General features: G+C 47.9%; 19 protein-coding genes. 14 read left to right on the top strand and 5 right to left on the bottom strand.

Features of this window, described 5'->3' with window-relative positions; all coding sequences use genetic code 11:
* Window positions 1–20 precede the first annotated feature (20 nt).
* On the bottom strand, window positions 21–3,035 hold the full coding sequence (locus LEPBO_RS0128455) for a pentapeptide repeat-containing protein (RefSeq protein WP_017290998.1): 3,015 nt from the start codon (window positions 3,033–3,035) through the stop codon (window positions 21–23).
* Between the two features lie 138 nt (window positions 3,036–3,173).
* The gene (gene hpsL / locus LEPBO_RS38540; protein WP_017290997.1) at window positions 3,174–4,793 is read right to left on the bottom strand and encodes a hormogonium polysaccharide biosynthesis protein HpsL; all 1,620 of its coding nucleotides are present in this window, start codon (window positions 4,791–4,793) and stop codon (window positions 3,174–3,176) included.
* Window positions 4,794–4,876: 83 nt separating this feature from the next.
* Between hpsL and LEPBO_RS0128445 the strand changes: the two genes are divergently transcribed.
* The 10 genes from LEPBO_RS0128445 (at window position 4,877) to LEPBO_RS0128400 (ending at window position 16,875) form a co-directional block, all read left to right on the top strand.
* The gene (locus LEPBO_RS0128445) at window positions 4,877–6,487 is read left to right on the top strand and encodes a glycosyltransferase family 39 protein (protein ID WP_017290996.1); all 1,611 of its coding nucleotides are present in this window, start codon (window positions 4,877–4,879) and stop codon (window positions 6,485–6,487) included.
* A 34-nt stretch (window positions 6,488–6,521) separates the two neighbouring features.
* The gene (locus tag LEPBO_RS0128440) at window positions 6,522–7,748 is read left to right on the top strand and encodes a glycosyltransferase (RefSeq protein ID WP_017290995.1); all 1,227 of its coding nucleotides are present in this window, start codon (window positions 6,522–6,524) and stop codon (window positions 7,746–7,748) included.
* Between the two features lie 110 nt (window positions 7,749–7,858).
* Window positions 7,859–8,791: a J domain-containing protein gene (locus LEPBO_RS0128435; RefSeq protein ID WP_017290994.1), complete on the top strand. Its 933-nt coding sequence runs from the start codon at window positions 7,859–7,861 to the stop codon at window positions 8,789–8,791.
* An 18-nt stretch (window positions 8,792–8,809) separates the two neighbouring features.
* Window positions 8,810–10,015 (top strand): ATP phosphoribosyltransferase regulatory subunit, encoded by a 1,206-nt coding sequence (locus tag LEPBO_RS0128430; protein WP_017290993.1) that lies wholly within the window; start codon window positions 8,810–8,812, stop codon window positions 10,013–10,015.
* 43 nt (window positions 10,016–10,058) lie between these two features.
* Window positions 10,059–11,399 carry an adenylosuccinate synthase gene (locus LEPBO_RS0128425; protein WP_017290992.1) on the top strand — a complete coding sequence of 447 codons (1,341 nt, stop codon included), beginning with the start codon at window positions 10,059–10,061 and terminating at the stop codon, window positions 11,397–11,399.
* 19 nt (window positions 11,400–11,418) lie between these two features.
* Window positions 11,419–11,715 (top strand): 50S ribosomal protein L25, encoded by a 297-nt coding sequence (gene rplY, locus LEPBO_RS0128420; RefSeq protein ID WP_017290991.1) that lies wholly within the window; start codon window positions 11,419–11,421, stop codon window positions 11,713–11,715.
* 104 nt (window positions 11,716–11,819) lie between these two features.
* Window positions 11,820–13,313: a bifunctional aminoglycoside phosphotransferase/ATP-binding protein gene (locus LEPBO_RS0128415; protein ID WP_017290990.1), complete on the top strand. Its 1,494-nt coding sequence runs from the start codon at window positions 11,820–11,822 to the stop codon at window positions 13,311–13,313.
* Between the two features lie 67 nt (window positions 13,314–13,380).
* Complete coding sequence (locus tag LEPBO_RS0128410) at window positions 13,381–14,037, top strand: hypothetical protein (RefSeq protein ID WP_017290989.1); 657 nt, start codon at window positions 13,381–13,383, stop codon at window positions 14,035–14,037.
* A 55-nt stretch (window positions 14,038–14,092) separates the two neighbouring features.
* Window positions 14,093–14,470 (top strand): hypothetical protein, encoded by a 378-nt coding sequence (locus LEPBO_RS40430; protein WP_017290988.1) that lies wholly within the window; start codon window positions 14,093–14,095, stop codon window positions 14,468–14,470.
* Window positions 14,471–14,610: 140 nt separating this feature from the next.
* Window positions 14,611–16,875: a GUN4 domain-containing protein gene (locus LEPBO_RS0128400; protein ID WP_017290987.1), complete on the top strand. Its 2,265-nt coding sequence runs from the start codon at window positions 14,611–14,613 to the stop codon at window positions 16,873–16,875.
* A gap of 364 nt (window positions 16,876–17,239) precedes the next feature.
* Here LEPBO_RS0128400 and LEPBO_RS0128395 read toward each other — a convergent pair whose 3' ends face one another.
* Window positions 17,240–18,064 (bottom strand): Rpn family recombination-promoting nuclease/putative transposase, encoded by an 825-nt coding sequence (locus tag LEPBO_RS0128395; protein WP_017290986.1) that lies wholly within the window; start codon window positions 18,062–18,064, stop codon window positions 17,240–17,242.
* Between the two features lie 204 nt (window positions 18,065–18,268).
* A complete protein-coding gene (locus LEPBO_RS43465; RefSeq protein WP_017290985.1) occupies window positions 18,269–18,442 on the bottom strand; it encodes a hypothetical protein in 174 nt (57 codons plus the stop codon).
* A gap of 213 nt (window positions 18,443–18,655) precedes the next feature.
* On the opposite strand from LEPBO_RS43465, the gene LEPBO_RS0128385 reads away from it, so the two are divergent.
* From LEPBO_RS0128385 to LEPBO_RS0128375, 3 genes are all read left to right on the top strand, one after another.
* Window positions 18,656–18,862: a helix-turn-helix domain-containing protein gene (locus tag LEPBO_RS0128385; RefSeq protein WP_036044949.1), complete on the top strand. Its 207-nt coding sequence runs from the start codon at window positions 18,656–18,658 to the stop codon at window positions 18,860–18,862.
* 119 nt (window positions 18,863–18,981) lie between these two features.
* A complete protein-coding gene (locus LEPBO_RS0128380; protein WP_017290983.1) occupies window positions 18,982–19,326 on the top strand; it encodes a hypothetical protein in 345 nt (114 codons plus the stop codon).
* Window positions 19,323–19,751 carry an HNH endonuclease gene (locus LEPBO_RS0128375; RefSeq protein ID WP_026148988.1) on the top strand — a complete coding sequence of 143 codons (429 nt, stop codon included), beginning with the start codon at window positions 19,323–19,325 and terminating at the stop codon, window positions 19,749–19,751. The genes LEPBO_RS0128380 and LEPBO_RS0128375 overlap by 4 nt, the downstream gene beginning before the upstream one ends.
* Before the next feature lie 65 nt (window positions 19,752–19,816).
* Here LEPBO_RS0128375 and LEPBO_RS0128370 read toward each other — a convergent pair whose 3' ends face one another.
* Complete coding sequence (locus tag LEPBO_RS0128370) at window positions 19,817–20,518, bottom strand: response regulator transcription factor (protein ID WP_017290981.1); 702 nt, start codon at window positions 20,516–20,518, stop codon at window positions 19,817–19,819.
* Between the two features lie 224 nt (window positions 20,519–20,742).
* On the opposite strand from LEPBO_RS0128370, the gene LEPBO_RS0128365 reads away from it, so the two are divergent.
* Window positions 20,743–21,483: a phycobilisome rod-core linker polypeptide gene (locus LEPBO_RS0128365; RefSeq protein WP_026148987.1), complete on the top strand. Its 741-nt coding sequence runs from the start codon at window positions 20,743–20,745 to the stop codon at window positions 21,481–21,483.

The raw sequence follows: 21,483 nt of genomic DNA, 5'->3' as shown, positions 1-21,483 counted from the left end.
AGATTCGAGATCGCAGGATTTTACTCTAGACCTAGCTGCTGTTTTAGAGCGATCGGGACATTGATTGCTGTTTCTAACCCTCTTACTCCTTCCCAATTTGTTTCTTCATTCCAACTAATGTTATCGAGGATGGCGCTGGTGAGGTCGGCGCTGATGAGGTCGGCGCTGGTGAGGTCGGCTCCATGGAGGTAGGCGCTGTCGAGGTTGGCACGGGTGAGGTTAGCTCCGTAGAGGTTGGCGCTGGAGAGGTCGGCTCCGTAGAGGTTGGCTCCGTAGAGGCTGGCTCCGTAGAGGTCGGCGCTGTCGAGGTTGGCACGGGTGAGGTTAGCTCCGTAGAGGTTGGCGCTGGAGAGGTCGGCTCCGTAGAGGTCGGCGCTGGAGAGGTTGGCACTGGAGAGGTCGGCTCCGTAGAGGTCGGCGCTGGAGAGGTAGGCACTGGAGAGGTCGGCACTGGAGAGGTCGGCTCCATGGAGGTAGGCACTGGTGAGGTAGGCACTGGTGAGGTTAGCGCTGGTGAGGTTAGCGCTGGTGAGGTTAGCGCTGGTGAGGTTAGCGCTGGTGAGGTTGGCATAGCTTAGAAAAGCACCAACGATAGAACTAAATCCTGCTAGCTCTACACAACTACTGTAACTAATAATCTTTAGAAGACGAGATGTGTAGCGTTCTCCTTCTACAACCTGCCCACTTGGATAAAACACAATCTTCTCTTTGAGTTCCTCCTTTTCCTGAGCAGTGCGATGTAATTTCAACAGCAGAATCATCACATTCAAGCCTGCATAGATATCAACCTGCCGAATTCCAAGAGATTTTTCTTGTTCTGGTAACTGTTCTCTCAACAGTCGCATTTTTCTTTGGGGCAAATTCTCATCCGGCAGCGCATCAATAAACGTCCCTTCACACCAAGCATCATAAAAATCATGCAATCGCTCAAATAGCTCAATCGGCTTAAATCTGCCACTTTGTCTAAGCTGCTCCATCAGACATTCCACAATTTCAACCGTGAGAACCTTTGAGCCTAGCAAATCATAAATCTCTTGATTCAATTGTTCAGTCCGAAGATAAAAATCCTTGTTCCGACGCGATTCCGTCCAACTTTCAATGGCATCCTTCAGCCGCTCCGCACACAAAAACTCACCAAAGCTCTTATGTGTAAACTCAACCGAGCCACCCTTATCTCCTGATGCAGGCTGAATGTAAAATGCTGTTAAAAGACTATTGAGTGCTTTTGCCTCATCTGTCTGTGTCTCCTGCCTTGCTTTCTGAATTAATTTAGCAATCGGGTTATTCGTATCCTTCACACAACGCATTTCCAACATCCGAATCGGCGCAAACTCATTCCCCGCTTGCACCACACACAGCGCTGCCTCCGTCAAAAACCGCCGCAACTCATCAGACTCCAACCCCGTCAGCCTAAAATTCTCATTCTCACGCTGCTTATCGATCACCCAATTCACTGCCGTATCATAAATCCGCACCTTCGCCTCAATCTTCTCCTCTGTTCTTAGCATCTCTGCATCTAATCGCTTTTCTCGATGCAACCTAGCTAGTAAATACAGCAGTAAAGGCTCTCGTGCTAGCTCATCGTTTACTTCTGTCGGACAGTCTGCTAAAAACTTACTAAAAGCATGAGCTTCATCCGTCCCAAAATGCTGCGCCCACTGGCTCAGCCAGCGCTCTCGAATTGCATCCTCCATTGGTAGAATAGCAACTCTTACTAGCTTCTTAGACTGAGTAATCACGCGATCGATTCCCTGCAAAGAAAGCGGTCGCCCCGTAATCACAAATCGGTGATGCGAACTGCGCTGAAAATCCTCAACCTGCGTCAAAAACTCCTTCAGCCCACCACTTGAGCGCCCCTCCAAAAGCAACTCATCAAACCCATCTAGCAAAAACAAAAAACGCGTATTTCGATCAGTCAGCCAACTCGAATCGCTCGTAACAAAATCCAAATTCTGCAAATAGCTCTCCAACGTCTGCGTCAGATTATTCGCCAAACTTCTCAAATATCTCAGCCGAATCACGATCGGACTAAACGGCAAAGTCCGCCGCACTCGATCGCTAAACATCCGACAAAAAACACTCTTCCCCCGTCCCGCTTCCCCTTGAATAAAAATGACCTGCCCCGTCGAATTCAATAACTGTTGCTCCGCCCAAGTTTCTAAATCGATCAGCTCTTCCTCAAGCGGCTTCCCATCCTGATCCAGCAGTTGCACCTTCAGCCGAACATACAAATCCTGATAGGTCAGCCTCTCCTCATCAAAAACCGTCTCACTCGGCTTCGGCGCAATCTCCCTCGCCAAATAATCGTCCAAACTCTGCAATCGCTCCCAAACCGCCTGCCCATTCATTCGATAAAAATCAGCCAGAGGTTTAAGCTGATCCGCCGCCTTCGCAAGCTCCTGAATCAAAATCCGAGGAACCGCCCAACTCACACGATCGCAGAACAATTCCGCTTTATTCGTCGCCATCCCCGCATCTTCGAGCCGCGCCTGCAATATCTGGCTCAACTGATGCGCCAACTCCGAATCTGGAAAGCTAGTAATTGCTTTTTTAGCTTCTCGATCGCTAATCTCAACCTCAGCAAATTTCAAAATCCGCTCCGGCTTAGAACACTGCTTTTCACCAATTCGAGCTAATAGCTTCTGATCCTCTGCAAGCTGTCCCCTCACACTTTCCAAGTAAGCCGCCTGAACCAACGCGATAATGCACTCTTCCAGTGTTGGATCTTTCTTCGTCGCCTCACAGACCAAATTCAGCAACGTCACCGCGATCGATGCAAATGGAACCACTTCTTTCACCATCAATCCCAACGGCGAATTCAGCACATCCAGCAACGAAGCCATCTGACCGACATAAGGCTGAACCGTCTTCAACAACTCCCCATCCAATGGCTTTTCCTTAATCGTCTTTGCCAGATCAAACACTGCTTTAGTTGAATCTGTCACCTGCTTCGTCAGTTCAACCGCTTGCTTACTTCCAAGTTTTGCCAGAAATGATCCAATCTTGGTTGCCATTGCCATTTGCTCGATCGTCATCGAACTTAAGGTAGCGCGAAAAAAAGCGATCGCCCAATCTCTTAAACATTTGAACGACAACGATCTGGCAATGATCTAGATACTAGCTTGCAAGTACTGAAAAAGATTCGAGATCCAGTGACCTCAAACGTCGAACTTTCATCGCCTTCGCTTCTTCTTTTTCGCCTTCGGATCTTCAACTGGAACAGGTTCTAAACGATCTAACTCCGGCAACTTCAGCGCAATCCCCGCAAAAAACCAGTAATACACCGCCACTGGATCAACATCTAACGGATAGTAATATGTGTTGTAACTAATCACCAACACAAACGTCCAAAGAACCGCTCCATATCCCCGAATATTCTTATCTTTGACTGATCGAAACGCTCGAAAACAAGCGATCGTCAAACTCGTCACCAACACCACAAACAACACGGTTCCAATCGGCCCAATCTCATACATCACCTTGGGATAGTACGTCTCAATCAACTGCGTATCCCCCATTGCCCGCGCCGAATTCGTTGCGCGTCCCAACCCCTTCCCAAGGAGACTCGCCCCCCGCACTACCGTTTCAAATTGCTCTCGAATAAACGCATCAGGCGGTGATGCATTCCAGCGACCCACTGCACTATCCAGCCGCTCCTGTACCACCGCTGGATTCGATGCCATCGCCACCATAATCGCTCCCGCCAGTCCAATTCCGATCGGCACAAATCGCTTCAAATTTGCAATCTGCCCCGTCGTAAACAACTGAATCACAATCATCACAGGCACAAGCATCAGCGCAATTCGCTGCCCACAAATCACCGCCATAATGATCGTCATCAGCATTCCAATCCCACCGATGATCTTCCAGACCAAATTGCGATCGAAGAATGTCACTGCAAACGTTGTAAATGCACTCGAAATCAAATACCATCCCCACTGCCACGGAGCTACAAACGTCCCCGGCAATCGAATCACCCCTTGCTCTGGCGTATACAGTAGCGCCCCTCCCACAAAACACCGTGCATCCAGCGACGCCTTAAACAATTCCGCCCCTGTCCCTTCAGTCCCCTTGCACCGTCCTGTCTTCAGCATCATGTACTGCACAAATGCCAATCCACAGCAAATGATCACGACCACCACTGTGATTCGCATAAAGTTATAGACATCCTGCTTCTTCTTCATCAAGTAATAAGCGCAGGGAATCAGCGGCACATAGCCTAGTAAAACTTTTAAGCCCAAGATGCCCATGAAAAAAGGTCGTTCAAGCGGCTTCTGAGTCGTCATTGCCACCTCAGCCGCAGACAACTGCTGCGAACCATTTACGAACAGCAGCACCAACATACAATAAACGAGCAGCAGCATCAGAGGCGTTTTCATCAACTTCGGGATCATCATCGACAAATCCCGCTGCTTACAGTACTGATAAATACTGATCAAAGCAGGAATATACATCCCATCTTTCGCCAACTGCATCAGCGGATTATTCCCCACCGTGGCATACGTAATCGTTCCGCCAAACGGCATGTAAATCATAAAGGCATGAAGCGCTTGCCAGGGAAATTTGAACGATAGCATCAGCGTCAGCACGCCTGCAAAACCACCGCCTGCGCCTTTAATTCCTCCAACCGCAAATAATGCTAATCCCACCACGATCGAGATCATCGTGGACATAGAAATAAAATTAACAGCCGCTTTACGGGCTAACATCACCCGACGTTTTTCTGCCAAACGCTCTTTCAGGGACAATCCTGGCTCTGCTTCTGAGACCTTGCTTTTGCGCTTCTTAGCCATATCCGTGTCAAAATAAGCACCTGGATCATAGCCGAGAAAGTCAGAACGGGAAGACTACTTGTAGCCCCTAACCCATGAGAATTATGCTCAATCGCAATTTTCTCCTCTATTGCCGAAAAAGCTTAACGTTAGAAATTTTGCTCGGTTGCACGATCGCATTCGGAATTTTCCTCCGCATTCTCAATCTCGGTACGCGCGAATTCTGGTACGACGAAGTTCTCTCGCTGCTGCTTTCGACCGGACAACGATCTGCATATTCTCTTCCCGCTGATGGCACGATCGCACTTGCTCAACTCACCTCCCTGCTTGATCTGCCCCAAGAATCTTTTGCTAAAACGATACAGGGCTTACTGCGCGGACTCTATGCAGGCGAACCCCATCCGCCCCTGTTCTTCTTTGCACACCATTTCTGGCTGCGCCTGTTTGGCAATCGCGAAATTGCGATGCGCAGCTTGCCGATGCTGTGGAGTTTCGGCGCGATCGCTGCTGCTTATGGTTTGGGGCGCAAACTGCTAGATCATCGCAGCGGACTTTTATTTGCCGCATTGATTGCAACGAATCCCTTTTATCTCTTTCACTCGCTCAATGTCCGAATGTACACACCGCTTGTATTTTGGGCAATTTTGAGCGTTTGGGCATTGCTCGAAATCATGTCTCAGCCTCGCTGGACATGGCAAATTATATTCGTGATGTCGATCGTCAGTGGTCTGCTCACGTTCTATTTATTTGCATATTGGATTGTTGTCGTTTCGGTGCTGATTTTGGTGCTCGATCGGCGGCATTGGTTCCAGCATGGCATTCGGCTGATCATTGCAGGGCTGCTGACCTTGCCTTGGGCAATTTGGGGCACGTTGAAGCAATTGCGAAATGCCGACCTTGGGCGGTTTGGCAACCCAGAGGGCAACCCTGCCCTTTTACACCTTCAGGATCTCTTTCAAACGATCGGGATTCATCTGATTGTGGGAGACTGGACAACGAGTTTACCACCTGGAATCACCATCATTGCTGGATTGTTGGCAACCTGCGGATTGGTTCTATCGATCATCTGCCTTAAGAGATCTGGTCAAAAAATAAGTTTGACAGTAGGGTTAGGAATGGCGATCCTACCTTTGTTACTTGCACTCTGCGTCGATATTGTGACGCGAAAGTATACATTGGGATTTGGAGAAGGGCGCGCGCTGATCTTTGTTTTGCCTGGGTGTTTGTTGCTTATGACGATCGCAATTCGCCAAGTTAAAGCGTACCAAAGCATCATCGCTCTGACTCTGTTGCTGTTCTATCTCACGATCGATGTGGGTGATTTGACTTTAAGAACCCGTTCGGTGTTTCATCAAGTATCAGAGCTGATCCAACTCGATGCGGCTCCAACGCTGATCGCAATGGACACACAAGCGTGGGGACATGTGAATCGCTTAGCGTATTACATCCCGCCCCAGAGTCGAGTCGATCTACTGGCTCAACCTGCGGCGAAATTAGGTACAGCTTTGAAGACGGTTTTAACCAATGCTCCATATCGACGGGTGCTCTGGCTAGAAAGCGCTGCACCCATTTGGTCGCCCGCTGCTACCGAGCAAGACCGCCAAAAAATTCAGCAAACATTAGCGGAACGTTTTACGATCGCCAAGACTCAATCTCTATCGGGAACTATGAGCTTAGACGAATTTCAAATCAAGCTGTATCAAGTGAGTCCGTAGTTTCGTCCTTGTTGTCCTACCTAACCGCAAATTCATGATTGTGCCTCCCTCTCTCGTCCCGCCACCTGCGGGTGAATTAAAAATCCCACACGCAAACCCGGCGATCGAGCGACAATCTCAGTCGATCTACTTTTCGCTGATCGTTCCCACCTACAACGAAGCGCGAAATGTAGAACAAATCGTTCGCGTCCTGACGGGATTGTTGGATCATGCATTGCCAAATGATTACGAGCTGATTATCGTCGATGATGACAGTCCCGATCGCACGTGGGAAATTGCTCAGCAGATGACGGTGGATTTCCCAAATCTGCGAGTGATGCGGCGGCAGGCGGAGCGCGGCTTATCGACTGCCGTGATTCGCGGTTGGCAAGCCGCACGAGGCGAAGTTTTAGGCGTAATCGATGGTGATTTGCAGCACCCGCCTGAAGTATTGTTGAAACTTCTGCAAGCGATTAAGAATGGCGCGGATCTGGCAGTTGCGAGTCGGCATATTGAAGGGGGCGGAACCAGCGATTGGGGCTTGATTCGACGTGTACTATCGCGAGGCGCACAACTGCTCGGATTGGTGATCTTGCCAAGCGTGGTTGGACGCGTGTCTGATCCGATGAGCGGCTATTTTATGGTGCGACGTAGTGCGATCGCGGACTGTCTGCTGAGTCCACTCGGCTACAAAATTCTCTTAGAAGTAATTGGTCGGGGTCAGGTTGACCGAGTTACCGAGGTCGGCTATGTCTTCCAAGAACGACAAGAAGGCGAGAGTAAAGTCACTTGGCGGCAGTATGTTGAATATCTCATGCACTTAGGCAAACTGCGATCGCGCGGCAGAATTAGCCGATTGCGGGAAAAATTCCAGTTGGGACGCTTTTTACGCTTTGGACTCGTCGGCTTCAGTGGCGTCTTTGTTGATATGGCAGCCTTTTATTTCCTGCGCACCTCGCTCGGCTTGAATTTGGCGCGCAGTACGATGCTCTCCGCAGAATTGGCGGTGATCAATAATTTTCTCTGGAATGACCTTTGGACGTTTGGCGATATCGCGCGCGGTCAACCCGGCAAGCGGCAACGATTTAAGCGTTTTCTCAAGTTCAATACAATCTGCTTGATGGGGATCATTCTCCAAGCCTTAATCGTCAGTCTCTTTCATGATGTGTTTCACGTCAGCGAATTCATCGCCAAACCGATCGCGATCGTGCTGGTTACTTTCTGGAATTTCTGGATCAATCTGAAATTAAGCTGGCGGGTCACTGACGTGCGACGAAAATAGACCTCAGATGTCGAGCTTTGTGGATTTCAAGGAACTATAAAACAGGACTGAAGCCGCACCTCTCAGGCTCAGCACCCCTCAAACTCGTTCCTTGAAATCACAGGTAACCCATGAGCTTCCAGATCGATCGCGGGCTATTTCTCTCAGACTTTTCCGACTCTCACGCCATTTTAGGTGTCTCGATCGAAGCCGATGTCAAAGAGATCCGAAAAAACTATCTAAAAATCGCCCGTCGCTTACACCCCGATAGCTGCATTTCTGAAAGTGAGGGAGATAGACAACTTGCTGAACAACTCTTATCCAAGCTGGTGAATCCAGCCTGGGAAAAACTCTCCCAAGAAAAAGCCCGGACTGATCATTTGATTGTTTTGAAAATGAAAGGGCAGGGAGCCGCCCGCAATTTTCACACCATTGGGGTGCTCAGCAGTCTAGCTCAGCAGCTTTTGAGCGCAAGCAATCCCGATCACTTTTACCGCACAGCACTGCAAGATTTATCCAATCGGCAGTATGAGCAGCTCGATCAGGCTTGCGAACTGATTGCCCAAATCAGCGAACTGAATCTTGCCTATCTGATTCGTCGAGAAGCCGCCAGCGATTCTGTTGGAGTTCCGAAAAACAAGACTTTCATCCCCGCAACTAACAACGCTCAAGCCAAGCCTCAAGAGGTTCAAGCCAAAGCTGAATCGTTGAGTGATCAGTATTATCGTCGCGCCGAAGGATTTGCGGCAAAGGGAAATTTTGCCCAAGCAACGATAGAATTGCGAGATGCCTTAAAAATTGACCCAAACAGTAGCCGCTGTCACAGTTTAATGGGCATGGTTTATTTGCGGCAAAACCAACCGACGATGGCGAAGATTCATTTTACGAAAGCGCTGTCGATCGATCCGCAAGACGAGCGCGCCTTGATTGGCAAGCAGAGAATCGATCCCCCTGCGATCCCTTCGTCTTCAGAAAAGCCGAGTGCAAAATCGAATGCGACGAAGCAACCCTCATCTAAATCTGGCAGCGGTCTGTTTGGCGGTCTTTTCGGTAAGAAAAAGTAACGCTAAATTTCTCTCAAAATGGTTTACCAGCCTCCTGCAGGGGCACGCGACCTCCTGCCTCTCGATGTCGCCCAAAAACGTTGGATTGAAGATCGCCTTCAGCAAGTGTTTCATGCTTGGGGCTATCACCGGATTATTACCTCGACGCTCGAACGCTTAGACACGCTGATGGCAGGGGGCGCGATCGAGCGTTCTACGGTCATTCAACTGCATCAACTCGAAGAAGATCCGCTCGGATTACGTCCAGAACTGACGGCTTCGATCGCACGAACCGTGGCGACTCGATTAGCGAATAGTACATTTCCGCAGCGACTGTACTACAACGCGAATGTCTTTCGGCGCGCCCAAGAAGGCAGCCATACTCGCCAACAAGAGTTTTATCAGGCGGGAGTCGAATTGCTTGGCGGGGATGGGGTTTGCTCAGATGCAGAAATTCTGTTGCTCGTCATGGATTGTCTGCACGCAGTGGAATTGCCCGGACAGTTGATTTTAGGGGAAGCGGGATTAACGCGATCGCTCTTATCGGGATTTCCAGAAGCGATCCGCTCGAAAGTTCGACACGCAATTGCCACGCTCGATCGCTTAAGTTTAGAAGCTTTACCCCTCTCAGACGAATTAAAAGCGCGTGCCTTACTGCTTCTAGATTTGCGCGGCAAGCCGAGTGATGTATTACAGCGCGTCAGCGCCTTGGATTTAGACGACTCAGAACGAGCGATCGTCAATAATCTCAAATCGTTAGTTGAACTCCTGCAAGCGAGTTTGACCGTGCCGATCGTGTTAGATCTCAGCTTGATCCAGACCTTCGACTATTACACCGGAATCGTGTTTGAAGTCGTAACCCAATCCGGGCAAGTCGTTTTAGGACAAGGCGGAAGATACGACCAACTTTTGGGGCAATTTCACTCGCAAGGACAATCAATCCCAGGGATCGGATTTTCACTGCACTTGGAGAATCTGCATCAAATCCTATTGGCAACCGGGCAACTTCCTAAACAAACGCGATCGAGCGATTGGCTAGTCGTGTCAGACTCGCCTCAACTGGCATTTGCACAGGCGCAAAAATTGCGAGAATCGGGAGCCGTGGTCGAGGTGAATTTGACCGCTGGAACCCGTGAGCAGATTCAAACCTATGCCCGACAGCGACGAATTGCCCGAATTGCCTGGGTTCAAGAAGATGGGCAAATCCTTGTTGAAGATCCATTTGACACAGAACGCACCTCGTGAGGATAATGGGAGTTTGTTGAAAACTTTAGACTCCTGAAAACCCTTGGCTAACGTAGTTGTTATTGGCGCCCAGTGGGGCGATGAAGGTAAAGGCAAAATCACCGATTTATTAAGTAAATCGGCAGATGTCGTTGTGCGCTATCAAGGTGGTGTCAATGCAGGGCATACGGTCGTTGTCAAGGATCAGACCTTTAAGCTTCATTTGATTCCGTCTGGAATTTTGTACCCGGATACGGAGTGTATTATCGGCTGTGGAACGGTTATCGACCCAAAGGTGCTGATTCAAGAGTTGGATCAGCTTGAGGCACTCGGCATTACGACTCAGAACTTACTGATTTCTGAGACGGCACATGTGACGATGCCTTATCACCGTTTGATCGATAAAGCCGCCGAAGAACAGCGCGGAAATCACAAAATTGGCACAACCGGACGCGGCATTGGACCGACCTATGCCGATAAATCTGAGCGCGTCGGCGTTCGGATCGTCGATTTGATGAATCCAGAAGGATTCCGTGAGCAGTTGGCTTGGACGATCGCCCAAAAGAACACCATTCTCGAAAAGCTCTATGATCTGCCCCCGCTGAGTGCAGACGAAGTGTTTGAAGAGTATATGGGCTATGCCGATCGCTTGCGTCCGCATGTTGTGGATAGCTCGCTAAAGATTTACGATGCGATTCGCCGCAAACGCAATGTCTTGTTTGAAGGCGCACAAGGCACGCTGCTCGATTTGGATCATGGAACCTATCCTTATGTCACGTCCTCGAATCCGGTATCCGGCGGGGCTTGTGTGGGGACAGGGATTGGGCCGACGGTGATCGATCGCGTCATTGGTGTCGCGAAAGCGTATACCACTCGGGTGGGCGAAGGTCCGTTCCCAACCGAGTTGCATGAAGAAATGGGCGCATTGTTGTGCGATCGTGGTGCTGAGTTTGGTACGACGACGGGGCGACAAAGACGCTGTGGCTGGTTTGATGCAGTGATTGGACGGTATGCCGTCCGCATCAATGGTCTGGACTGTCTAGCGATCACGAAGCTAGACGTTTTAGACGAAATGGATGAAATCAAAGTGTGTGTTGCCTACGAAATTGATGGGCAGCGCTGCGAAGATTTTCCCAGTAATTCGCGCTTGTTTGCTCAATGCAAGCCGATTTACGAAACGATGCCAGGATGGAAACGATCGACCGAAGCGTGTCGATCGCTCGATGATTTGCCGAAAGAAGCGCTGGATTATCTCAAGTTCCTGGCAGAATTAATGGATGTGCCGATCGCGATTGTTTCGTTAGGTGCAAAACGCGATCAAACGATCATTGTTGAAGATCCCATTCATGGACCGAAACGGGCGTTGTTGTATACCAACGGAACGCCCCAACCCGCAAACGTTTAGTAGATTTTAGGTTTGAATTATGCCGTTCTCGATCGAAGCTCAAAAACGTCCTGAAGGAACTAAGCCGAATGCGCTGCGCCGCGATGGCAAAATTCCTGCTACTTTGTATGGCCACAATGGTGCTGAGTCGATTCACTTAGTCGTCGATGCTAAGGCTGCGGGCTTCCTAGTTCGGGATGCTGCGCCGAATAAATCTGTTGTAGAAGTGAATATTCCAGAATTGTCCTGGAATGGCAAGACCGTGATGCGTGAAGTTCAGACCCATCCTTGGAAGGGTTCGTTGTATCACATCAGCTTTTTTGCTCAAAAAGGCTAGGCTTTGCGGCTTGCTGATAAATGTGATGTATATAAAGCTAGGGAGAGATCCCTGGCTTTTTTCATGTCTCTCGAATTCTTGTCCTTCTGTGTAGATGTAATTGTATGACGACGACAACTCTTCCCCCGATCGTTGAAGCGCTGCTCAATCCCGAAATTTATGATCATCCGGTTCAAGGCGAGATCGAGTTAATTCAGACTCACGTTTCCTATGTTTTTCTCACCGGAGACTATGTTTATAAGCTGAAAAAACCTGTGAATTTCGGTTTTTTGGACTATTCCACTTTGGAAAAACGCAAACATTTCTGTGAGGAAGAGTTGCGGCTGAACAAACGCGGTGCAGCAGAATTATATTTGGGCATTGTGCCGATTACGCAAGATGCTGACAAGTTTGTGCTGGATGGTTCAGGCGAAGTCGTGGATTATGTGGTGAAAATGCAGCAATTTCCTCAAGAGACATTGCTGAGTGCCATGTACGATCGTGGAGAACTCACCGAGCAGCATTTACTCGATTTAGCAAAGGTTTTAGCAGCATTCCACAAATCTGCACCGACGAATGATTACATTCTCAGCTTTGGGGAAGTGTCTCAGATTCGCCAAGCGATCGACGAAAACTACGATCAAACGGTTGGCTATATTGGAGTGGCTCAGACTCAAGAACAATTTGATCAGACGAAAGCTTACACCGACAAGCTATTTGCTGAGAGTGCAGCCCTTTTCAAAAGCCGAGTCGAACATAAATTTATCCGAGAATGTCATGGCGATGTTCATTTGAGAAACATCTGCTTCTGGAACAATAAGATTCTTTTGTTCGATTGCATTGAGTTTAATGAGCCGTTCCGATTCGTCGATACGATGTTCGACGTTGCTTACATCATCATGGATTTTGATGCTCGGAATCGTCGGGATCTAAGCAATCTGTTTTTGAATGCGTATCTCGAACAATCGGGCGACTGGGAAGGCTTACAAGTTTTGCCACTTTACAATAGCCGTCAGTCTTATGTTCGAGCGAAAGTTACTTCATTCTTACTGAGTGATCCGAGTGTTCCAGAATCCGTGAAGGCAGAATCGAAAGAAACTGCTAGCCGTTACTATCGATTGTCGTGGGAGTATACGCAACCGAGACAAGGCAAGATTGTTCTGATGTCGGGACTCTCTGGATCTGGGAAAAGTACGATCGCATCTAAACTAGCCCGTGAAACTGGAGCCATTCAAATTCGCTCTGATGCAGTTCGTAAGCATTTAGGTGGCGTGGCGTTGGATGAGAAAGGCGATGCTTCACTTTACAGTCCTGAGATGACTCAGAAGACTTACGATCGCTTACTAGAACTCGGCACAACTTTAGCATCTCAAGGCTATACCGTGATCTTGGATGCGAAGTACGATCGTCAAGCTTTACGCGCTCCCGTGATTGAGAAAGCACAAGCACAGAGCATTGAGATTGAGATTCTCTACTGTGATGTTCCGGCGGAAGTTTTACGCGATCGCGTTGCGCAGCGACAGGGGGACATTTCCGATGCTGATCTCGATGTCCTAGCAAACCAAACGTTTGAAGCGTTTAGCGAGACGGAAAAGCCACTGGTTAAAACGCTGAGCTAAAGTAAGCGTAAAAAGTGGGGCAGAGATTTTCTGCCCCTATACCCCTTGTAATCTGGCGATTTTGACCGTGGAAGAATTGTTGAGCCAGCTTGAAAGACTGGGATTTTACCAACATGAAGAACCTGGCATGATGTCAGTATTGAAAAGCCTTTCTGAAAAAAACAGTTCACCTTGGTTAACAGAGGGTCAGCAACAGCATATTGATTTAGCTTCGGCAGTAGAAGATGACCAAACAGAAATCATTGAAGGAGTATTGTGGCTACACCATCCACGTCCTTACAATCGTCTTTTTGCTATCAGCCGAGAAGATTTTTATGAGTGCTTTCCTGACTGGTTTGAAGCTATGCAACCTGTTTTGGAAAGTCGAGGCGTTTTGATAGCTGCAATCGATGAATATTGGACAGGGAAGGGAGATAAAGGAATTATCCTGAATCATAATATGTTCTTACTCTGTCCGGGAGTGCTTGATCAATCACATAGTTTGACTAAATGGAACTATTCGACTGCACAAGCTTTAATCCTAATCAACCATCTTCTGGCGCAAGCGACGTCTGATGAGCAAGTTTATGTTGTGAAAGAATTAGACGAAGATACGCTCTACATCGCATTCTTATCGTCCCAAATGTGTCAACTCATTTCAGCAAGCCCGATTCTAGAAACAGAAAAACCAAAATTGGTTGAGACTTTTTTCTCAGAAGTCTTGAAAAATCCTCATAATAATTAGACCGACATTGTGCATTCGCCTGTATCCTCATAGAGAAACTTAGGAATGAACGATCGTGGCTGAGAAAGGAGAACCAGTATCTAAAGGCTTTGCCGTTGGGCTTCAGATTTGGCTGTTATTTCTAATTAGCCTCTATGCTCTGGGCTATCCAGCGCTGTTTAGTATTGCACTCGGCGCGATCGGGGGAACGGCAAGCGGATTTATCGTCGATTGGTGGCTGTCGAAAGAAGAGAACATCGAACCGACTCGAAGACGGGTGCATGACGAGGGCGTGGAAAGTGTTGCGCGATCGCGGCAACGTCGCCGAGGCACAACTGCGCTACAACATCGCAAACGCCGCAAAGAGCAGGAACCAGTCACGTTAAAGACGCTGACTAGAACATTTTTTCAGCGCGAGCAACCCAATAATCAAACCAATAACAGTGAAGAATAGCTGTGGATCGCACTTGAATTCAAACGAGAAGCGCGACTTCATTCTAGTTTTTGACTGGTTTTTCAGGAAAGAGGTTTTCTGAATGCGCTTGTTTTGGATTTCTGCGCTAGAAAGAAATAGAGCCTCTCATCGAAAGTTTTATGCCTGAAGAACCCTCGAAACAAGCTTCTATTCCAGAACAGCTTGCAGAAATTCTCGTCAAAGTGCTGAAGCCGGGTGGGATTGGTCTAGGCGGAGGATATGGGCTGTGGCTCTTGCTGATCGAACACAAAGTGAGTGAAGCGATCGCCTCAACTTTGATTGGATTTTGTTTCTCTTATGCTGGGAAGTTGCTAGAGCCGATTCATAAAGGCAATCAACAGCGGTTAGAAAAAGCTGGAGAAGTCGTTAACAAAAAGCTGGATCAATTCGGAGAACAAGCGATCGCAAAACTGACTTCAGCCGAGGATCGATATTTTGAGGCGCAGGCGGCAGAGTGTGAAACTTGTAGCACCGAAGGAATGGCGAAGATTAGCGGCATTTTTACACCAATGCTAGAGCAAGTCTTTGTGCCGCTAGAATTTGATGGACGTATGGCATCTCCAGGATTTTCTCGATCGCTTGAAGATTTGGAACGGTTGCAGGCTTCGGGTGTGAGTATTTGGGATTTGCTGGCACGGGCAAAGCGGGATGCGATTTATAGTGAAATTGCAATCTTGGCTTGGGGTGGCTATGGCAAAACGACGTTACTACGACACATCGCTTATAGCTTAGGCAGAAATAAGCAGCCTAAAGAGGTTACGCGATATATTCCAGTTTTGTTACTGCTGCGGAAGTACCGAGAGATTTTGAGCCAGGAGACTCCGCCGAGTTTGCCAGAGTTGATCATGCAGCATCACATTCCTAGCTTGCCGATCGCGGATCTGAAAATGCCGACCGATTGGGCAAAGGCGATGCTAGAGCAGGGCAAAATGCTGGTGATGTTGGATGGCTTTGATGAAGTTCCGAAGGCAAAACGTCCGCTCGTGGCACGTTGGTTGAATGCTCAGCGCAAAAAATATCGTAAATCGCTGTTTATTCTCACAGCGCGACCGAAGGCTTACAACGAGCAAACCAGTAGCGATCGCATCGATTTTAATTCGCTGCTGTACGTCAGAAACTTTAATGAACCGCAGCGCAAAGCTTTTGTGGAGAAATGGTACTGGTGTCAGGAATATTATCACCACGGTAAAGAAGATATTCCAGCCGTGCGGAAAGCGGCTCAAGATGCGGCGGATGATTTACTCAAACAAATCAACCAGCGGCAGGAGTTGGCAGATCTGTCACAAAATCCACTGCTGCTGAATATGATTGCAATGTTTCATCGACGCTATCCCAGTAGCAAGCTGCCAAAACGTCGAGTAGAACTGTATCAAGAAATCTGTGTGCTGCAATTGCGCGATCGTCCTGGCGCAAGGGATCTTGAAACTTGGCTTACAGGGGACAATGATGAATATGCAACAGCGCAAGTCATCTTGCAAATGTTGGCGCTGGAAATGATGCAGCAAAAAGAAGAACGAGTCGAGCAAGCGGTTTTGCTGAAGCGACTGGAGGGATATCTAAAAGCTCAAGAGGAATCGATCGCGCCTGCGGACTTTTTGAGGCAGATTGAGCAGATTAGTGAACTTTTGGTGCAGAGAGAATCGGAGGAGTTTGAGTTTTCGCATCTCAGTTTTCAAGAGTTTTTGGCAGCAAAGGAAGTGGTGCGGCGAGGTGAGGAGAGTTTGCTGTATGAACGGTTTGGCGAAGACTGGTGGAAGCCTGTGATTTTGCTGTATGCGGCACAGGTGAAAAAACCTAGTACTCTGATTCGCACAGCGTTGTCTCAAGGTTTTAAGGATCTTGCCGATGCTTGCTGTCAGGAAACGAGCAAACGAATTGATGCTGACCTTCAGCAGGATTTGGCGGAACTGAATGCACTGCGGGAAGCTGAAGCTGAGGTAAAGACCTTGCGCTATCAAATGCTTGAGGAACTATTAAGCACTCAGCAATGGAAAGCGGCAGATAAAGAAACCTATCGGCTGATGATTACAACAGTGGGTAAGGAAGAAGGGCAATGGTTCAATCGTGAAGATCTCGAAAACTTTCCTTGTGAAGATTTGCGGATACTAGATCAACTGTGGGTGAAGTACAGCAATGGCAAATGGGGCTTCAGTGTACAGAAGCGAATCTGGCAGGAATGCGGTAGCCCGATGGAATACAATGACGATTGGGAAAAATTTGGAGATCGCGTCAGTTGGCTCAAGGATGGGAGCTGGATCGACGACCTCACATACGACCTAGATAAATCTCTTAGCGGGAAATTTCCTTTTGGTTGGCGTTTTGTGGATGCTTTTGGCGGTCTAGAATGGCATCTCTTCTCTCGCGCAGCGACTTGTGAACTTTAACACTAGCCAGTTCTAGAGATTTTTAAAGGTTTATAAATGCTTAGCTATTCCATAATTTACCGACCTTTCAGAAATTCGATACCTGGCACTGCACATTTTCCCCCTAACGAACGTTTTTGAAAGATTTCCCCCACTCAAATCTCAGGCAGACAACCTTGGGGTCATAGCAGTTTGCCAGCACAAACTTTTTTGCAACTTCCCGACTCTCTTCATTTGACTCGTCCCATTTATCCCATTTTGAGACACAGGAAAAATTCTCCACTTCGGTTGCACAATGTTTCGGACGAGATCGTGCCTACGAGAACAAATCAAGAGATCAGCTTGCTCGATCGATGCTTGGTTCGCAATCCAGATTGTGTTGTACCTATTCCTGAGTGATAAATTCCTGCACAGTCTCTACTGAAACTCCCGTATCTTCAGCGATCTCCTCAACAGTCCAGCCTTTCTGAAGGAGCTTTGGAACCATACGGGTTAGATACTCCTTCCGCGCTTCTTCGCGTCCCTCTTCACGTCCTTCTTCGCGTCCCTCTTGAAGCGCTTCTTGATATGCCCGTGTTTGCTTTAAATCGCCAAGCCCTAACATTTCACCGACCTCGCTAAAAGATAGTTTTGGAAATTTGTAAACGAAGACCGTCTCCACTAATTCTATAAAATCTCGCTGGACGGTCAAATCTGTGAGTTCTTGCCGAGTTCGGTCAATGAGCGATCGACCTTTTGCTGGAGCCTCTTTCGGTTTCGTTCCCAACAGCTTTAACAAGGACAACCCGAGACTACGATCGCTTACATCCGACGGCAATTCATCCAAGTAAATGCGCTGCAACCTTGGATTATTGTCATACTCCGAATAGTGATGCGGCAAAGCTTGATCAAAACGTCGCTCTGTGAAAATCACCACTGCCTGCCAAGCATTTACAGGCTCGTAATCGTTGAGATAGAGATGAATTTGACTGAAGAAGCGATAGTAGAAGTTCCGTTTCTCTTTGTATGCCTGCGCTTCTACGAAATAGATGGGAAATTGGCGCAATCGAGTCGGAGGCATAAAGATGCCATCGAGCCGGAATGCTGTTTGCTTCACTTCTTGAGATGTGAAGACATAAGTCACAGTCCGTGGATCATCCTCGCCAATTAACTCGAAAAAGGCACTGGGAAAGAGTTGGAAAATTTTGTAAAAGATGGAATCGGTTTTCAAGGATTACACACTTTTGAGGAATTGAGCAGTGAGAGCGATTTTTATCTGAGGTCAGGCAAATCTATTCTGGATATTTTCTTGCCATGAAGCAATAGAACAAAAGATAAAAGCCTAAAACTGTTTCAGGATAAAGGATTCCGCTCTCAGATCTGAGAGCAGGAATTAACGCTGGATTCAACTTGAAATCGGAAAAGCAAGCTGGATTCAATCCGGTGGATCGAAAATCACTTCATACACGGCTTGTCGATTCAATCGTTTCAATGCCTGCATCTGCGCTTGAGCATGATTGCGATTTCGGCAGCGACAAACAACAATGCGCTGCATTTTCGGCAATAAGCGAATGATGCACCAGGGAAAAAGAGAATCGCGATACGTCATCGTCCACCTCCACGCCAAAATGCAGAAGTGTCAACGCATGACAAAACTATTGGTATCATGTCTGTACCTCATTCGTAGGTGCGATCGCTTCAAGTTTTCCAGGCTAAGAGCGATCGCTTTGAATTATGTTGTTTCCCAGGTGTATCGAGATTTCGATTCTGGGTTATGACCATTAAAAATCGAAATCTCGATACTGTCAAGCTAGGGTAAAACGTGTTTAGGTTGCGAATTAAGGAGCTAGCTACCGAGCGAGGATGGACATTGAAAGAAGTTGCAGAACGTTCGGAACTTCCGTATAGCACAGTTGCAACCTATGCAAATTCTCCCGGCATGGTCATGGTGAATCTGCTTTCTGTTCGGAAAATCGCACGAGTATTTGATGTCTCGATCGAAGAACTCGTCGAAGTTTTAGAAGAATAGCGTCTCTGCTTTTTATCGATCGCCCCTTCATCGAAATCATAGAAGAAGTCAATCATGCCTGAGCCAACCTTTTGCCCAGACGATACGATAGCAATAGAAAAAAATTAAGCCATTTTTTTATGTCTGACTCAGCCCGTTACCTCGTCAATGAACAAGGCGATCGCGTTGGTGTCATCCTCGACCTCGACCACTATCAACGCTTGGTTAATTCCCCCACAGCCGACCCAGACTATCTGATCGGCATCAGTCCCACAGAACTTCATGCCCTTGCCAATTGCAAACTCGCCCCAACCGATCAAACTCGACTAGACGATTTACTCGAAAAACAAACAAACGATCAACTCTCCGAGACAGAAATCACTCAACTCGATCAACTTTTAGCTGAAGCCGACGCTCTCACGCTTCTAAAAACCCGTGCGCGGTATACATTACAGCAAAACAAAGACCTCGCACAGGCATCATGAGCGGCTACATTCCTGTTGATCTACAAAGAAGAGTACGCGATCGCTTCGCTAACTGCTGCGCTTATTGCCACACCGCAGAAGCACTGACCGCTATGACCTTTGAATTCGAGCACATTGTGCCACGTGCAGCAGGCGGCGAAACAACATATGAAAACCTCTGCTTTGCCTGCCCATTTTGCAACCGTCATAAATCAAATCACCAAAACGCGATCGACCCAGTCACTCATGAAACTGTGCCCCTCTTCCATCCCCATCAGCAAATTTGGGCAGAACACTTTGCATGGCAGGAAAAAGGAGTAGAACTGATTGGATTAACTCCTGTTGGTCGAACTACGATCGCAGCCTTACAGATGAATCGTCCACAGCTCGTCCGCACAAGACGACTCTGGATCAAACTCGGAGAACATCCACCCAAAATAGACTAGGTGGAGCCACAGCAGACCAGTAAGCTCACCGCAATAAATTGCTAGAGCCACTCTATATATGGCAATCAACAACCCGCCGGATTCGGTTCGCGCTCTGGTTGGTTCAAACGATAGCCTCTGCTGTGAACCGTTTCGATCAGTTCTTCGGATGCTCCCGCCGCTTTGAGTTTTTGGCGGAGTCCGCGAATGTGAACCTTAACCGTCGGTTCTTCGGGCGACGACTCAGAAGACCAAGCATGGTCAATCATCACACTGCGACTTAAAACTCGACGACCATTGCGTAACAGCAATTCTAAAATCGCATATTCTTTCGGAGTCAAATGAATCGGAGTATCTCGATAACTGACCTCACAGGTACTCGGATTCAGACTGAGATCGCCCCAAGTCAGAACCGGAGTCGTACTCACGCTACCTCGACGCAGCAAAGCCCGAATTCGCGCAAAGAGTTTTTGTAAATCGACAGGCTTCACTAAATAGTCATCCGCGCCGACATCCAGCCCATTGATCTCATCGTTGAGTGTGTCGCAGGCAGTCAGCATGAGAATCGGTAAATCATAGCGATGCGATCGTAATCTTTGACAAAGGCTAAATCCATCTAACTCTGGCAGCATCACATCTAGCACGATCAAGTCGTACTCGACCACTCTGGCTTGATGCCAACCCGACTCTCCATCGGTTGCAATATCCACCACGTAAAGCTGATCGCTGAGCGCTTCCGCCAACGTTTCTGCAAGCCGCACATCATCTTCAACCAGGAGAATCCTCATACCGTGAGGGTGACTTCATAGAGATTTATACTCATTCATACCAATTTTACGAGAAGTGAACTTCAAAAAAGATCAGGAAATCTCAAGATTTGTTACCCACGCTGATTCTTTCCGTTTTCTTTACCGTTTCATCACCCATTTCCTTACGGCTCGTATGAGATCCTTCAGCTTGAAGGGTCGCGCTAGAGTGCGATCGCTAGAAAAAACCCGTTTGGAAAACGCTTATGTCCATGTCTCTCTTAACCTATCCCCCCGTTTCTCAAAATCATCGAGTCGAAGGATTTGAGATTCCAGGTGATGAACAGCCTCGGATCTACACAACCGATAATCTCCTGTCTAGAACTGACTTTGATACATTGATCACAGCAGCTTATCGTCAGATTTTTAATGAGCAACAAATGCTCAGTTACTATCGCCAACAGTTTTTAGAATCACAGTTGAGATCGGGACAAATCACCGTCAAAGGATTCATCGCTGGCTTGCTGCTGTCTGATTCCTTCCGGCGACTCAACTATGAAAGCAACAACAATTATCGATTTGTTGAGCTTTGCATTCAGCGCGTTTTGGGACGAAATGTATATGGCGATCGCGAAAAAATTGCTTGGTCGATCGTGCTTGCAACCAAAGGATTGCAGGGATTTGTCGAGCAGTTGCTCAACAGTGAAGAATACTTGACCACTTTTGGCGAAAATACTGTGCCGTATCAACGTCGCCGCATTTTGCCTCAACGATCGCAAGGCGAAGTGACGTTTGCTCACACCGCACGCTATGGCGAGGATTACCGAGATAAACTGCCTCAACCGACCCTGAGAGGCAACCGCAGAGATTCTGCTCGCCTGGATTACCTGCGTTGGGCTTGGCAAAAGAATCCACCCGCAAGCTTAGAAAAAGCCTGGATCGGTTTATTCTATGGAGGCGCGGCGTTTATTGTGTTGCTGTTTTTGGTAACGTTGTTTGGTTTCTAA

Origin of the sequence: Leptolyngbya boryana PCC 6306, from assembly GCF_000353285.1 — a bacterium.
Classification (GTDB): domain Bacteria; phylum Cyanobacteriota; class Cyanobacteriia; order Leptolyngbyales; family Leptolyngbyaceae; genus Leptolyngbya; species Leptolyngbya boryana.
Note: the sequence above shows the minus strand (reverse complement) of the source record. Positions and strands in the feature narration are given on the sequence as shown.

Coding starts and splice junctions, on each gene's coding strand:
- hpsL (WP_017290997.1), bottom strand. CDS start 4,793: ATGGCTAAGAAGCGCAAAAGCAAGGTCTCAGAAGCAGAGCCAGGATTG.
- LEPBO_RS0128455 (WP_017290998.1), bottom strand. CDS start 3,035: ATGACGATCGAGCAAATGGCAATGGCAACCAAGATTGGATCATTTCTG.
- LEPBO_RS0128380 (WP_017290983.1), top strand. CDS start 18,982: ATGTCTGACTCAGCCCGTTACCTCGTCAATGAACAAGGCGATCGCGTT.
- rplY (WP_017290991.1), top strand. CDS start 11,419: ATGCCGTTCTCGATCGAAGCTCAAAAACGTCCTGAAGGAACTAAGCCG.
- LEPBO_RS43465 (WP_017290985.1), bottom strand. CDS start 18,442: ATGACGTATCGCGATTCTCTTTTTCCCTGGTGCATCATTCGCTTATTG.
- LEPBO_RS0128375 (WP_026148988.1), top strand. CDS start 19,323: ATGAGCGGCTACATTCCTGTTGATCTACAAAGAAGAGTACGCGATCGC.
- LEPBO_RS0128440 (WP_017290995.1), top strand. CDS start 6,522: ATGATTGTGCCTCCCTCTCTCGTCCCGCCACCTGCGGGTGAATTAAAA.
- LEPBO_RS0128435 (WP_017290994.1), top strand. CDS start 7,859: ATGAGCTTCCAGATCGATCGCGGGCTATTTCTCTCAGACTTTTCCGAC.
- LEPBO_RS0128370 (WP_017290981.1), bottom strand. CDS start 20,518: ATGAGGATTCTCCTGGTTGAAGATGATGTGCGGCTTGCAGAAACGTTG.
- LEPBO_RS0128415 (WP_017290990.1), top strand. CDS start 11,820: ATGACGACGACAACTCTTCCCCCGATCGTTGAAGCGCTGCTCAATCCC.
- LEPBO_RS0128400 (WP_017290987.1), top strand. CDS start 14,611: ATGCCTGAAGAACCCTCGAAACAAGCTTCTATTCCAGAACAGCTTGCA.
- LEPBO_RS0128445 (WP_017290996.1), top strand. CDS start 4,877: ATGCTCAATCGCAATTTTCTCCTCTATTGCCGAAAAAGCTTAACGTTA.
- LEPBO_RS0128430 (WP_017290993.1), top strand. CDS start 8,810: ATGGTTTACCAGCCTCCTGCAGGGGCACGCGACCTCCTGCCTCTCGAT.
- LEPBO_RS0128365 (WP_026148987.1), top strand. CDS start 20,743: ATGTCCATGTCTCTCTTAACCTATCCCCCCGTTTCTCAAAATCATCGA.